The following is a 13,385-nucleotide window of genomic DNA, read 5'->3' as shown; positions in this document are numbered from 1 at the left end:
GCGCGCGCAAACTATGCTTGGGAAACGCCTGGGCTTAGTGGCCGTTGCGGCCGTGTGCCGTTTCGCAGGCCGTGCCCGCAAAGGCGTGAGACGGGCCGCCGGTTGTGCAGACAGCCAGCATGTCCGCGCAGTCGGAGCCGGACCATGCACGCGCGCTGCGCGCGGTTTCGCTATCGGCCGGATGCAGTTCCGCACGTGAAGTGCCGTGCAAAGCGAAGCCGTCTGCCGGGGTCGGGCTCATTGCATCGACCTGAACGAGCGATGCGATCGTCGAGAGCATGTCGTCTGCTTGCACCCGATCGGCTGCTTCGGCCGAGTCTTCCGCGCCTACACACGCATGCGGCAAGTCTTTCGGAAGATCCATCTCGACGCGGTAGCCGTGCGCGTACATCGTGCGCAGGCGCACCCCATGGGAGCCGTTCAGACTGAGCTTCTTGCGCAGTTTGTAAATGTGCTGCTCCAGCGTTCTTCCGACGATGTCCTCGGAACTGCTCCAGACGGCGCCCGCGATCTGTCGGCGGCTCACGTATTCGCCAGGGCAAGCGAATACGAGCCATGCAATGGCAAATTCGCGAGACGTCAGCCGCACAGGTTCGTCATCCACCCACACGGTACAGGTGCGACGGTCGAGCAGGTACGAGCCGCATTCGAGGCGATCGGTCGTGTCGGCCGTTTGAAGCGGCTGAAACCGACGTACCGCGAGATGTACGCGGAGCACGAGCTCCGACGAATTGATCGGGCACAGCACGATATCGTCCGCGCCCGCGTCGAAGAGCTCGATGATGCTTTCACGATTTTCGTGCGCGCCCACCACGACGAGCGGTGCGCGCCGGTCGGCATAGCAGGAGCGCCGGGCCAGCACCGGGCGCATCGGGTTCATCCCGGTCTCGGCATCGATGAGGATGGCGGTGTAGTCATCGCGGTAGATGGCACGCGCGAATACCACCTCGTCGGAGAACCGCGTGCATTGTGCACCGTCGGGTTCAAAGCATTGACAGATCAACCGGAAGAGCGCCGTGCTTCTGGTCATGACTGCGAGTTTCATCTTCCCTCCAGTGGTTCCTGTCGCACGATGTGCTCGCACGAAGGGAAACTGCATTCAAGCTCGAAAAGACTCCGAATAGCCGGACAGTAAACGTTTAAACGGCTTTAGGATGTAACGTTTTGTTTCATTGAAATTGGCACGTTAGCTGGCTCAATGATAAATCACGAACTTCGAAAGAAAAGAGTGCGGAAATCCGTAGGTTCGTGGCAGGACCCGATCAGGCGACTCCGGAACGGCGCGGGTCCCTGTCGCGCTGGGCCGTGGCCCCTGCGGGCGTGCCGGCCTGGAAGTATGAGGGTGCTACGAAGCTTCGGAGGAAGTTCCTTTCAAAAACGAAAGGTTGGCGAGGCTCAGGACCCTATGCCCGTTCGTGGAAATAAGGGGGTTTCAGCACCCGAATTCGTAGTATCGGCCTAATTGACGATTTCTCATTGACGAATCCGTAAAAGCTATCGCAGCCATTTGCTGAGCCCGATAAATGAGGGGAAATAGACACAGGTATCGCGCGAACCGGTTCCTTTTTCATTTTCATGAAAAAACCGCACCATCGGGCGAGACATGTCGTCTTTTCTATGACCGCCACAACACCGCAGTGGCCACCGTTTCGTCCTTCACGGCCTGAGGTAAGCGAAGAACATCGGCAAGCCGAGTCCGGACGCTTCGGAGACCGAAGCGACGGTCAGCGCCGGCGGGGTCGATGGCGGTAGCGTGGCTGCGTGGGTTGCGGAAACGTCATGAGGCGCATCGGTGGGCGCAGGCAGTGGCGCCGGAGCGAAGGCTGAAATGGGCGCGGCGGCGGTCGCCGCGATGTCTAGGCCCGCTGCAGTGGAGGAAAGCGGCGTGGCCGCGGGCGCTGTTGTCGGCACCGGTGCCACGGTGCCCGCGGCGGGCGCGGGATTTGCTGCCGGCGGGGCGCTGGCGGACCGATAGACCAAATAGGTCGCGGAAAATGGCACCAGCATGGAGAGGCCCTGCTGGTTACAGTCCGGCTGCGGCGGCAGTCCTCCACGCGTGCGGACTTGCTGGATCGACGTGACTTTGGCAAACCGGCCTTTGCCTTTCTCGGCACCGCTGGTGCGTCTTGCAACGATCAATTGCCAGGCAAGCGCGTCGGTCGCGACGATCTCCTGCGCGGCGATACGGCCGGATACATAACTGCCGTCATAAGCAACAAATCGCGGGCCGGGCACGAGCGTGCCAACGTTGCGCCGCGCAGCGTCGACGAGCGTCCCCTCGGAGCCTTTATCGACCCACGCCAGCCTTCCCGCCTGACGACGGCAGCTGTAAATCGTTTCGCCCACCGCCGTCAGCGCGTCTTCCAGCACTTCCTGCGGCGGAGTGCGCAGCGACTCGGGAAGCGTCGTGTTCGCAGGGGGAACCTCGCGTGTCGCGCAACCGGCCAGCGTGCCGAGTGCCGCGGCCACCGATGCGGCCAGCAACAAGGGTGACGCGATACCGCCCGCCGCGTGCAGCAAGCGGCGGATGGGCTGAGTGCACGTACTCGGGAAGGGGCGAATCATCGGCGAACCGGTATGCGGAAGGTAGTGTCGAGCATACCCGCGGGACGGTTGTGCCGATGCCCCATCGATGCGAAGAGATGTACGGCAATGCGTAGCGATGGGCGCGCGCAGCGTGACCGAAGGACGTCTGTTGCGCGGATTCGTACTCGGTTGCGGGCCGCTTCGTTTTACCGCACATCGCTGCGCTTCGGTCGCCGGCGCACCATCGGATGTCCGTAAAGTACCCTGAACAGGCACCGCATGCCGATACGCATTCGCGTGCGTCTTTTTGGAAAACGGCTTCACGGAACGGAGTATCCGGATGAGCGCAGCCACGTTGACGAGGCCGGAGACGGCCCTATGGTCGACCTACCCCCAACCGTTTGTACCTCGCGCGGGCAACACGAGCGCGAAGGCGGCGTCCCCTTCTCTTGCGGACTACTATTCAGTGGTGAATGGCGGCGAAAGCGCGCAAGCCCAGCCTGACGACATCAATGCGCTGTTCGAGTACATCATGCAGGAAGCCGCCTTGCACACGATGGTGGAGCTCGCGGCCACCGGCGGCGACTCGGCGCAGGACCAGGATCCGGAAGATGCACTGGCTGCGTTGCTGGCGGCTCAAAGCTGGGGCGGTGGCGGGGGCAGCACCGGCGGCGATGCGGGCGGCGGCTTCTCAGGATCCGGCCCATCGGGCGATTCGAATGTCGGCACGATCAGCGGTGGGAACCCCGCGGGCATCGCGGAGCGTCTGGTCGGGCAACCGGCCGCAAGCCTACAGGCGAACCAGCTGGTGCCGATGCATCGAGGCGTCCCGACGGACGTCTGCTGCGCGAACTTCGTTTCGGCGTGCCTCCAAAAGGCCGGGCTGCTATCGTCATCGGAGCACACCGATAGCGCGCCGCAACTGAAGACCACGCTTCAACACAAGGGCTGGCATACCGTCAGTCGATCGCAGGCGAAGCCGGGCGACGTCTGCTTCGTCATCGGCAGCAACGGTGTGCCCGAGCACGTCGAGCTGGTTGCAAAGAACGCCGGTGGCCGCATTACCCTCGTCGGCTCGAACAACACGAATCACGGCAGCGGTCCACAGGTGGTATCCAACGACACGTGGACCGGAAACCAAGGCAACGTCGTATTTCTGAGCCCGCCGTAAGACATTGCAAGAACGACGAATCGATAGAGCGCCCACGGCCCGGGCGGAGCAGACCTGAGATTGCGAGAAGGTCTGGAGTCCGCTCGAGTCGAGGGCGCTTTGTTCTTTGGAAATGACTTCGCGCGACATATTCTCACGTGCGCGACAGCATCGGGTCGGACTGGGAAGGGAGCGAAGAGGGGGCGGCGATCGGCTTAGGATCACGCCGATCGAGTCGGCGCGATCCTTCGTTTCTGTTTCTCTGTCAAGCCTGTTCGATGTCCGACTGGCTGGAGTCAGCTAGGGGGATCGGCTGAATGTTCATCTGCACTGAGTAGAAGCTGGGCCTGCGAGGTGCCGGGATAACCGGGCTGGCCTGTTGAGTCGGCTGTGAACTTGCCGGGAGATCGCCGGGATTGACGGTGACTTGATCGGCGCCGAAGGTAACGTTGCCGCTGCTATCGGTCTTGGTCTTGTCTTCGTTACCCCAACTGAAGGGGTTGTACCAATGCGATTGCTTGTCGTCGGCACCGTCCTTCAGCTTCTTGATCTCATCGCCCGCCGATGAATTCAGGGTTATGGAACCATCCTCATTGATTTGGCCGATCTCTTTGTTGCCGTCGTAAAGATCGCCCGCTGCGTCTGCTCTCAAATTGAGCGTCGTCCCGTCTTTTTCGGTGAGTTTGACGCTTTTCAGGCCCTGTGCATCGAGTTGGGAGGCTGGGTACCCGGAATACGCGACCGGGTCTGCGCTCGTCCCCGTTTCGAAGGGATCGGAGCCCGACCCGAAGTCTCCAGCCGTATCCACGCCGGGAGCCTGTTGTCCGGGGGTGAGATCGCCGGGGTTGACGGTGACTTGATCGGCGCCGAAGGTAACGTTGCCGCTGCCATCGGTCTTAGTCTTGTCTTCGTTACCCCAACTGAGCGGGTTGTACCAATGCGAGTTTTTATCGCCGGCACCGTGCTTCAATTGCTTGATCTCGTCGCCGGCCGACGAATTCAGGGTTACCGATCCATCTTCATTGATCTGGCCAATCTCTTTGTTCCCGTTGTAAAGATCGCCCTGTGCGTCTTCTTTCAAGTTGAGCGTCGTCCCATCCTTTTCGGTGAGTTTGACGTTTTTCAGGCCCTGTCCATCGAGCTGGCTGGCCGGATAACGAGCGGACCCGGGCCGGTTCATCACGGCGGCTCGCCCCCGGTTCGACCTGGGACCCTGGCCCCTTCCAGTGCCGGAAAAATCGCCGCCGCCGAACATCTCGAGCTCGGCAAGAAGGCGTTCGATGTCGGGACTCTGGCCCGTTTGGGCTGGCGTCGAACTCTCTCCCCCGTAAAGTTGCGTCTCCTTCAGATAGTGGGCTGTAATGGGGTTCGTGTAAGTCGTAGATGTCATGGCTGTCTCACAGTGAGTCACATCTGTTCGGATAACCTTCGAGGTCGCGAGTTGACGACTTCTGGCGACAGGGTAGGAGAATCGGGTTGGCGCTCGCGAATCTATGCGAAAAGAAGTTTTCGCATCCGAAGTTTTTCGCGCGAGCCGAACATCGCCGCCTGTGCGTCTATTTAATTCAGTAGGAAACGAGGTATCGCTGGGTCGATCAACTTCGTATGCGCGGCGACAGCTTCGCGTCGTCCATCCGCGCGCGTCGATAGCGGCGCGAGAATGCACCGTAATCCGGGGCCGGATATGAGAGGCCCGTGGCGGCTGCGAATCCGTCGGGCGGTTACCCATTGGGACTGAGCCATGTCGAACACTCAATGCACTCCTGCGGTGTTGAATTTCCTGCTGACGATTTTCGCCGGGGCATTGCGTGTGCAGGCTCACGCCGAGGCGGAGGAATTGCTGCTTGCGCTGCGGTTGCTGCATCCGCGGCAGGTCGTCGTCGATTTGTGCGAGGTCAGGCTGCTCGTCAACGCTCAGCGATGGGTCGAAGCACTCCGTCTTTTGCGGCAGATCGAAGCGCAGGGGGACGGCTCCCCAGTGGTTTCGGCGCTACAGGGGTGGTGCTTGCACGTGCTCGGCGATGACGCGTGGCGCCGCTGCGTAGCGGATGTCGTCAAGAGCAGCGATGTGACCGGCTTGACGATCGCGAGCAAGTTTCTCGAAGTGAGCGGCGAGCCGCTTGCGGAACGCGTCGCTCAGAAAGTGGGAGCGCAATATCTGTAGACGGCATCACGGCTGCCGATCTGACTCGGTTGCGTTTTCCAGTACGCTGCTTCGCGTGCACCGCATGAAACGTCGGCCCGGGGGCTAGATTGGATGCATCATCCGGCATGGCGCGATGAGGTGAAGTAGGTTTTGAGGCGAACGTTTTTCTACTTGGTATGAGGAGGATCAAATGGGCGACGGCGTTGTGGGTGGTGCAATGGATTTGGGTCGAGGCGCGATGAGTATCGTGTCCGCGCCCGTCGACGCAGTGACTACGACCGTTGGTGGCATCGTGTCCGCGCCGTTCAAGGGTGCTTCGGCGCTCCTCATGGGCGACGGTGAGGCGCGACTGAGGGACGGCGATACAGGGCAATCCGCCGCGGTGGATGCTGCCCTGAAGAATGCGGAAAAACTCTGACGGATCGCACTGTTCCATGTCGACGAATCAACCCGGTCGGTCGGGTACCGCGTCGCTCGTGAAAGCACTCGTCGAGGCGATCGAAAGCGATCGCCTCGACGAGGCTCGGACGCTGCTGGCACAGTTATACGAAATCAATCCGGCGGCGCGAGAAGTATTGGTGTTTCCGACGATCATCGCGATTCGCAGCGGGCAGGCGCTCGATGCACTGCGACATATCAACAGTCTTCCCGAGGGGCGTTGCGACGAACTCAAGGCCCTTTGCCTCTATGCGATTGGCGATCCCACCTGGCATCGCTACGCGGAGGAAAAGGCGGACGATCCCAATCCGCTGGTGCGAGAGGCGATGCTGCAATTGCTCGGGCGCTCCAGCGCGGAACAAACCTCTACCGCATCTATATGAATGCGGACGATGCGCGGCCGTAACGGGGCCGCCGCACCGCTTCACGAAGCATCGGCGAGTTCGCTGACGGTCCCCGCGATATAAGCGAGCTGTACACGGTTGTGCGCCCGGAAAAACGTCAGCAGTTGACGCACGTGCTGCGCGACGCGGTGCGGCTGCAGCCCGATACTAGTTGCGATCTCGCGGTCGCTCATTCCTTCCGTCACGCACTGCAGAATCGAGCGCTGAATCGCGCTCAGGCCATCCACGCTGATACGCGAAAGAAGGCGGCTCGCATAGGGCGACACCCATGTATGCAGTCCGATCGCGATGGCGTAGGCCGTGCCGGCCGTCGTGTCCGCGATCCACGATCTACCTGCCTGGGAACTCGATAGGACCGCGAAGCATCGCTCGAGCGGATTGGCGGTGCCGATACCAAGGCACACACCGCTGCGCATGCCGGCGGCATTGGCCGCGTCGGCGAGATGCTGGATGCGCGAACCGCGTAGCGGCGCCGGCGCCATCGCCGCCAGGCTGTCGATATCCCAGAGAAACGGCCATTCGATGCGGCACGCGATGTCCAGACGCGGATCGACCGCGAAAAAACTCTCGTTACAATAACGCGCGGCCCATCCGGGCGGCGAATAGCTGTCGAACCATGCGAGTTCGACGACGCGTTGCCCGATGCGCAGCATCCGGCAATAGCAGAGCCAATCGAAGCCGGCGCGCCGCAGGACATTGCGTACGAGATTGCGCCGCTCGCCGCTATCGGCGATCTCCGTGAGTTGCTGCGAGATCTGGCCGAGCGAGGCATTGCGAGGAACGAAAAGCGGCGACGGATGCGTGGCCGCGTCGGCCGCGACATCCTCGTCATCGAAAAACACGACACTCGCCGAGGTACCTTGTGCGGTCTTCTGACGGCTCATTACGGTGTTCATCACATCACTCCCAGACGGCCCGCCATATAGGCTAGCCGCGCTCGATTGGTGACGCCGAAAATTTCGCGCAGGCGACGCAATTGATAATCGACGTTATAGAGCGTCATGTCCAGCCGCCCTGCGATTTCCTTGTCGGACAGCCCATCGGCGACGAGCGCGAGGACGCGTCGCTGTAGCTCGGACAGCGCGCCGCCCGAGACATCCTGGTCGATCGCCCGAACGTAGGCCGAGCAACGCTGCTGCACCGAAAGCCCGAGCGTAATCGCTTGCACGAGTACGCTATCGCTGATCCAGCTCGCATCGGCGTTATAGGCCGAAAGACTCACGACCGCGCACAGTGAGCTGCCTGGCACGCGCATCGAGAACGCCATCCCGCTGATCTTGCCGTCGGTATGCAGCAACGTGAGCCAGTCGCGGTACGAACTCGGTCCCGGTCCGGATCGCCAAAGCCTGACCAGTTGCTGAATGTCCCATACGCAAGGCAGGGGACTCGCCATCAGCGCCTTGAAGCGTTCGTCGTTAAGGTAGTGCCCATCGTCAAAAAACAGCGAATGCGGCGGCGAAAGGTAGCTTTCCATTAGATAGATGCGCTCGGCCTCGCCGGATGGCGAGAGCCGCACCGCGAAGTAGCGCATCGAATCGAACCCGATCGCGCGGATCATGCTGCGCAGCAGACGCGACTTTTCGTCGGCCGTGACCGCGGCACCCAATTCCGACGCGATATGCGTGTCCGCGCCGAGTTCCTCTTTCGAAACGTATCGTTGCATGTCCGCTTCGCGAAAGCGGACGATCTGGGCACCATGTGCAACGGAGTGACTTGACCTGCTGACTGACTCCACACGGAATCCTTTGCTATCGAGTGTTTCTCGAGGGCGCGCTGCGCCCTTCGTCGTCATGATTTTTCGGCCGCTCGTCTCGGGCGGTTCGAACGGACTCGCGGATAAGCCGGTGCGAGCTGTGCCGGTTACGCGATCCTTGGAGAGAACATCGGCATGAATCGGCAAACATTGCTGAACCGACGGCTGAACATGTTGAGACGCCATGCAAATAGTTCCTTCAATTGCACCATTCTCGTCGTTCCGATGGATCGAATGCGCTTAGCCGCGCTCCCGCCCTGCGAGCGAGCATGCCAGTGGAATTTGTTCGGCCATGTTGCAGCGAGTGCCGACGGGATTGCCGCACCGGAATGGGTGCCGGAACGGCAGGAAGTCTAACAAATTCCATTCAACACGCATACGATAGACGAGGACAAGCATAGACAAAACGGCCCGTCCAGAGCGAATGCTCTAAAGACCCAACGGGATGACACTGGGCGTTGACTGCCTCGCACGTAGGCGGTCGAGATTAGACCGACCGCGCACCGCTTAGCGTATGCGCCGAAACGCGGCGAGGGCCGGATAGCCACCGCACCGGTTCAGTTGATCGTTCGGGGAAATGCAACGGACCTGAAGTCGCTCCGCACGTCGAGCGCTTGCGAGGGATGCTGCAGCTGGCGCAACTTTACTGCCGCCGACCCGGAATGAGGCGCCTGCATGCGAACTCGTGCTCATTGCAGCGCAAAGATGAAATGCTATTTGGCTGGGAATGTGCTTGGAATCGATTCCGCATCGGTGGCAAACAATCGGCTCGTGTCGTCAACGCGCATTTCGTATTTCAGATGACCATTTCGCATCTGGAATTAAGCGAGATTGGGCCTATTTCGCGTTTCTGTACGTTGGTTCGTGTTCAATGTCTTTTAGGGTGATCGCGAGCGAGTGCTGTCAATGTAAATAAGAAAATGACGAGGGGTCAACCGAGGCGTGCATGCGAAGAGGTAATGCATGAAACGAAAAAGATGTTGCCGGAGAACCTCAAGACCCTTTGCAGATGGGGCTCGACGAGCGATGTGCGCATCGATGGCTGGCCCCGATCACCTTCGAAGGGCAGTTTCGGCTGATAATTAATAATCAGGTGAGCGTGACAAAAGGTGGTCGATGTATGATGGCGCGCGTAAAACACTTCGTGTTTCTGGTTGAATATTCGGACTGTAATCGATTCTGGGCTCCCGGTTCTGGTTTGATATGCGTACCGCATAAAGATTCGTTGTCGATGTCCGCGAGATTGCGGCGTCATGGCGCGCCAATTAACCCAAACCAGGAGTAGACCAAAATGAGCACTATCCGTTCGACGCCAGGTATCAATTCAACGCCCCCTGCGGCGGCGCCGCAGGCCGAGGCTCCGTCCGGCGAGAGGATTACGCCAACCGCAACTTCGCGCGCGTCGGGCGGTCCACAGGCGCGCCGCACGGCCGTTAGCCCGGCCGCGCCTGGCGCCACCTCACGCTTGCGTCAACCGCTTCCGGGCGAGACGCTCAGCGCGACGGCAAAAGCACAGCAAGCGGGGTCCGCGTGGCCGTCGGCCAGAATCGATACGAAATCATTTCTCCGCGGGATCGAGCGCACGGACCGCGCTGCGTCGACCCAGGCTTCGGCGGGCTCGGCACCGCCGCCGTGGAGTGGGTACGAGGCACTGTCGGCCGAGGGCGGCCGCCCGCTGCCGCCGCTCAATCCGCAAACCGTTGGCTGCTATTTGCGTACTCCGGCAGGCAAATGGCCGCGCGAGCGCGCTGAACTCGCACCCGCGGTCATACAGAATCTGCGCAAGCTGGACGACACGGAACCGGGCAAGAAACGACAACAGTTGCATCGTGAGATTACGCTTCACTGGCATTGCTTGTCGGAGGCCGAGCAGAGCTACGTGATCGAGTCGCTTGGAACGCGACAACCTCATTTGCTCGGTGACACGACCCAGCCCGCGACGTCCGAGGAGGCTCGCACGCCGGTTCGCGACTGGCTCGAGCACACGGTCGTCAACTTGGATCAGCAACGCGCCGGGCGTCTTTTCAACGTGTGTAGCGAGGCAGCGCAGCGCAAGCTCATGATGCCGTTCAAGGCGGCGGGGGACGACAATGCGCTCAAAACGCTGCTCAAGGAGCGCTTCGCCGGTCTGCGTATGACCCAGCCTGAGCATCATGGATATGACTACGCGGGCTTTCTGGAGGCCACCGATTTTCGCGTCGCGACGCTGCATCCCGACGAGGCGAAGAAAACGAGGGTGGGTATCGTCGGTGGTGGACCGGCCGGCATCACGGCGGGATATCTGCTGCACCGTATGGGCGTGAAGCCCAAGATTTTCGAGCAGGCTGGCGGGATCGGCGGGCGGATGGCCACGGACAAATGGACGCATGCGGACGGCACTACCGCGGTCTTTCACCCTGGGGCGATGCGCTTCTCTCCGACAAATCTCCACCGGACGCTGGCTGCGCGCTTCGGACACACATTCACGCCGTTCCCGAATCCGAACACGGTATCGACGACATACATCATCGGCAATGAGGTCTACAAGACCGAGCCCGGTCAGGAAGTCGCGAATCCCGAATTGAAAAAGGTCTTCGATCAGGCGAATGCTGCCATGAAATCGCTTACCGAGCCGATCATGGCAGCCCGTGATGCGGGCAATACAGCCCTGTTCTATGAACTTTGCGACGATGTCACCAGGAACTTCGATGGCTATAGTTTCCGTGCCGGTCTCGAGCATCTCCTGGCGGCACAGGGAATCGAATGGAGCGAGAGGGATTGGCTGATCTTCGGCACTGTGGGTATCGGTGTAGGTGGATATAAAGGGTATTTCACGACGTCGTTTCTCGAAGAGTTCAGGTTCATCATCGACGAACGTCTTGTGGATCACGAGGGCCTGGTCGGCGGAGCGGATGCACCGTTTCACAGCATGGTTGCGGACGAGGCGGGCGGGCAATCGCTTACCGCACAGGGTGCCATTCACCTTAATACCGAGGTCACCGAGATCAAGAAGAAGGACGGCGTGTACTACGTGAGCACGGTCAATAAGCTCAATGGGGAAACGACGACCGAAGAGTTCGACGAGGTGTTCTTCACCGGCAGTCCAGCCGAAGCTGCCCACATGGGTCTCACGGGTCCACAAGTGGATTCGGAACGTGTGATGCCCGACGAGATCGGCGTTGCCATGGAGCAAGCGAACATCGTCGGCGCCACCAAGCTTGCCATCGCAATTCCCAGGGAAGCGATGGAGGCGGCGGGTCCGCTCCCGGGTAACATCCAGGCAAGCAGACGGTTCCAGCAAACATATCTGGTGCCGGATGGCAACGGTGGCGCGGTCCTGTATGTCAGCTATACCCTGGGCGACAACACGCCGAAGGTATCGGCGATGACTGGCGAGGAACAGGTCCAATTGTTTATCCGAGATCTGAACAACCTGGCATCGGAGAACTCGGACGACCCCGCGCGTCAAGAACTGGCGAACCTGGCGAAGCTGGCTGCCCAGTATCAGGGCACCGTCAAATACACCAATTGGAGCGCGGAGCATCCTTTTCACGGCGCATTCAAGATGGATGCGCCAGGGGACCTGAGCAATACGAGGCGGCTCTTCAATGCTTCGCTTCGGCAGCCATCGGACGGACTCATTTGCATCAATGAAGAAACGAGTGCTGAGGGCGGCTTTGTCCCGGGCGCGATTGCAAACGCGATCAACGGCGTGCAAGAGATGGCCATGCGACGCGGCGGATCCCTGCCACCGAACTCGCCATACAAGATGATGGAGCTTTATGGCGCTTGATGGATCGATGCGAGTCGCTGCCTGCCATGAACGTTATGGACGGTGAATGAACGGTGAGCCTCTGCATCGGGCCAACGCAGGGCTTACCCCTAGAAATACTCAAAACGCTTGACAGCGACAAATTGAATTCATAAATTGGCCCACATCGAATCGCCATGTGTCCATGACGATTCCACGGCAACGTTGCCGTGCTACAGATGGAAGGCTACGTAGCCCCCGAACTTGCGTCCAACGCTGGTTCGGGGGCTTTTTGCTTTTGGAGACGAAAAACGATGTCGCAGGAAAACTCCGCAGCACCCGAGATGGAAGGCGTCGTCATTGCATGCGTGCAGATGGAGCCTCATGTCGGAGCGAAGCACGATAACGTGACACGCGCGGTTCGATACATCGAGACGGCCGCTGAGCAGGGCGCGGCGCTGATCGTGTTGCCCGAGCTCAGCAATAGCGGCTATGTTTTCGCCGACCGCGACGAAGCGATGTCATTGGCCGAAACATTGCCCGATGGTGAAACCGCGCGTGCCTTCGGCGAAGCGGCGCGGCGGCTCGGCGTGCATATCGTCGGGGGTATCGCGGAGCGCGAGGGCGGACATCTCTACAACTCGGCGCTGCTGACCGGCCCTGCCGGGCATATCGGCGTTTATCGCAAGCTGCATCTGTGGAACAACGAGAAGCGTTTTTTCGAGCCCGGCGATTACGGTGTACCGGTCTTCGATACGCCGCTTGGACGTCTCGCCATCGCGATCTGCTACGACGGCTGGTTTCCCGAGACTTATCGCCTCGCGGCCATGCAAGGTGCCGATATCGTCTGCGTGCCGACGAACTGGGTGCCGATGCCCTCGCAGCCCGCCGATCGTCCCGCGATGGCGACCACGCTCACGATGGCCGCCGCGCACTGCAACGGGCTGACGATCGCTTGTGCGAACCGAGTCGGAACGGAGCGCGGTCAGCCGTTCATCGGTCAGAGTGTCATCGTAGGCGGCGACGGATGGCCGCTTGCGGGGCCCGCGAGCCGCGAGAGCGAGGAGCTGCTCTATGCCACGATCGATCTGGCGCGCACGCGCGCGCAACGCACGCTCAACGAATTCAACCACGTCATGCGCGATCGTCGCGCGGACGTGTACGACCCGATGCTGGGCACGGGCTGGCCCGCGTCCGACGTCTGACGGTATGTATGCCCACACCTGCATGTTTCCCGC

The 13,385-nt window shown here is 60.7% G+C and carries 11 protein-coding genes; 6 read left to right on the top strand and 5 right to left on the bottom strand.

Features of this window, described 5'->3' with window-relative positions:
• Positions 1–34 precede the first annotated feature (34 nt).
• On the bottom strand, positions 35–1,045 hold the full coding sequence (locus tag GWC77_RS04730) for a response regulator transcription factor (RefSeq protein ID WP_173255697.1): 1,011 nt from the start codon (positions 1,043–1,045) through the stop codon (positions 35–37).
• Positions 1,046–1,656: 611 nt separating this feature from the next.
• Entirely contained in the window at positions 1,657–2,565 is a 909-nt protein-coding gene (locus GWC77_RS04725; protein WP_173255696.1) for a DUF3455 domain-containing protein, read from the bottom strand.
• Positions 2,566–2,866: 301 nt separating this feature from the next.
• Here GWC77_RS04725 and GWC77_RS04720 point away from each other — a divergent pair, with 301 nt between their 5' ends.
• Positions 2,867–3,697, top strand: coding sequence for a hypothetical protein (locus GWC77_RS04720; protein ID WP_173255695.1), 831 nt, complete (start codon positions 2,867–2,869; stop codon positions 3,695–3,697).
• A 244-nt stretch (positions 3,698–3,941) separates the two neighbouring features.
• Here the strand turns inward: GWC77_RS04720 and GWC77_RS04715 are convergent, their stop codons facing one another.
• Entirely contained in the window at positions 3,942–5,066 is a 1,125-nt protein-coding gene (locus tag GWC77_RS04715) for a hypothetical protein (RefSeq protein ID WP_173255694.1), read from the bottom strand.
• A gap of 351 nt (positions 5,067–5,417) precedes the next feature.
• Between GWC77_RS04715 and GWC77_RS04710 the strand changes: the two genes are divergently transcribed.
• From GWC77_RS04710 to GWC77_RS04700, 3 genes are all read left to right on the top strand, one after another.
• Positions 5,418–5,840 carry an HrpB1 family type III secretion system apparatus protein gene (locus GWC77_RS04710; RefSeq protein WP_173255693.1) on the top strand — a complete coding sequence of 141 codons (423 nt, stop codon included), beginning with the start codon at positions 5,418–5,420 and terminating at the stop codon, positions 5,838–5,840.
• Positions 5,841–6,012: 172 nt separating this feature from the next.
• Positions 6,013–6,240 carry a hypothetical protein gene (locus GWC77_RS04705; RefSeq protein ID WP_173255692.1) on the top strand — a complete coding sequence of 76 codons (228 nt, stop codon included), beginning with the start codon at positions 6,013–6,015 and terminating at the stop codon, positions 6,238–6,240.
• A 16-nt stretch (positions 6,241–6,256) separates the two neighbouring features.
• On the top strand, positions 6,257–6,643 hold the full coding sequence (locus GWC77_RS04700; RefSeq protein WP_173255691.1) for an HrpB1 family type III secretion system apparatus protein: 387 nt from the start codon (positions 6,257–6,259) through the stop codon (positions 6,641–6,643).
• Between the two features lie 41 nt (positions 6,644–6,684).
• On the opposite strand, the gene GWC77_RS04695 is transcribed toward GWC77_RS04700, so the two are convergent.
• Both GWC77_RS04695 and GWC77_RS04690 read right to left on the bottom strand, forming a co-directional pair.
• Positions 6,685–7,560 (bottom strand): LuxR family transcriptional regulator, encoded by an 876-nt coding sequence (locus GWC77_RS04695; protein ID WP_173255690.1) that lies wholly within the window; start codon positions 7,558–7,560, stop codon positions 6,685–6,687.
• Entirely contained in the window at positions 7,560–8,327 is a 768-nt protein-coding gene (locus GWC77_RS04690) for a helix-turn-helix transcriptional regulator (RefSeq protein WP_173255689.1), read from the bottom strand. The genes GWC77_RS04695 and GWC77_RS04690 overlap by 1 nt, the downstream gene beginning before the upstream one ends.
• 2,086 nt (positions 8,328–10,413) lie before the next feature.
• Here GWC77_RS04690 and GWC77_RS04685 point away from each other — a divergent pair.
• On the top strand, positions 10,414–12,189 hold the full coding sequence (locus GWC77_RS04685; RefSeq protein ID WP_173255688.1) for an FAD-dependent oxidoreductase: 1,776 nt from the start codon (positions 10,414–10,416) through the stop codon (positions 12,187–12,189).
• 272 nt (positions 12,190–12,461) lie between these two features.
• Entirely contained in the window at positions 12,462–13,352 is an 891-nt protein-coding gene (locus GWC77_RS04680) for a nitrilase family protein (RefSeq protein ID WP_173255687.1), read from the top strand.
• Positions 13,353–13,385 lie beyond the last annotated feature (33 nt).

The sequence above is a fragment of the Paraburkholderia sp. NMBU_R16 genome, assembly GCF_013282575.1.
Lineage (GTDB): Bacteria > Pseudomonadota > Gammaproteobacteria > Burkholderiales > Burkholderiaceae > Trinickia.
Note: the sequence above shows the minus strand (reverse complement) of the source record. Positions and strands in the feature narration are given on the sequence as shown.

Bases quoted from the DNA above. Each gene is read 5' to 3' on its own strand.
- GWC77_RS04715 (WP_173255694.1), bottom strand. From the start codon at position 5,066: ATGACATCTACGACTTACACGAACCCCATTACAGCCCACTATCTGAAG.
- GWC77_RS04695 (WP_173255690.1), bottom strand. From the start codon at position 7,560: ATGAACACCGTAATGAGCCGTCAGAAGACCGCACAAGGTACCTCGGCG.
- GWC77_RS04680 (WP_173255687.1), top strand. From the start codon at position 12,462: ATGTCGCAGGAAAACTCCGCAGCACCCGAGATGGAAGGCGTCGTCATT.
- GWC77_RS04705 (WP_173255692.1), top strand. From the start codon at position 6,013: ATGGGCGACGGCGTTGTGGGTGGTGCAATGGATTTGGGTCGAGGCGCG.
- GWC77_RS04700 (WP_173255691.1), top strand. From the start codon at position 6,257: ATGTCGACGAATCAACCCGGTCGGTCGGGTACCGCGTCGCTCGTGAAA.
- GWC77_RS04720 (WP_173255695.1), top strand. From the start codon at position 2,867: ATGAGCGCAGCCACGTTGACGAGGCCGGAGACGGCCCTATGGTCGACC.
- GWC77_RS04725 (WP_173255696.1), bottom strand. From the start codon at position 2,565: ATGATTCGCCCCTTCCCGAGTACGTGCACTCAGCCCATCCGCCGCTTG.
- GWC77_RS04690 (WP_173255689.1), bottom strand. From the start codon at position 8,327: ATGCAACGATACGTTTCGAAAGAGGAACTCGGCGCGGACACGCATATC.
- GWC77_RS04710 (WP_173255693.1), top strand. From the start codon at position 5,418: ATGTCGAACACTCAATGCACTCCTGCGGTGTTGAATTTCCTGCTGACG.
- GWC77_RS04730 (WP_173255697.1), bottom strand. From the start codon at position 1,045: ATGAAACTCGCAGTCATGACCAGAAGCACGGCGCTCTTCCGGTTGATC.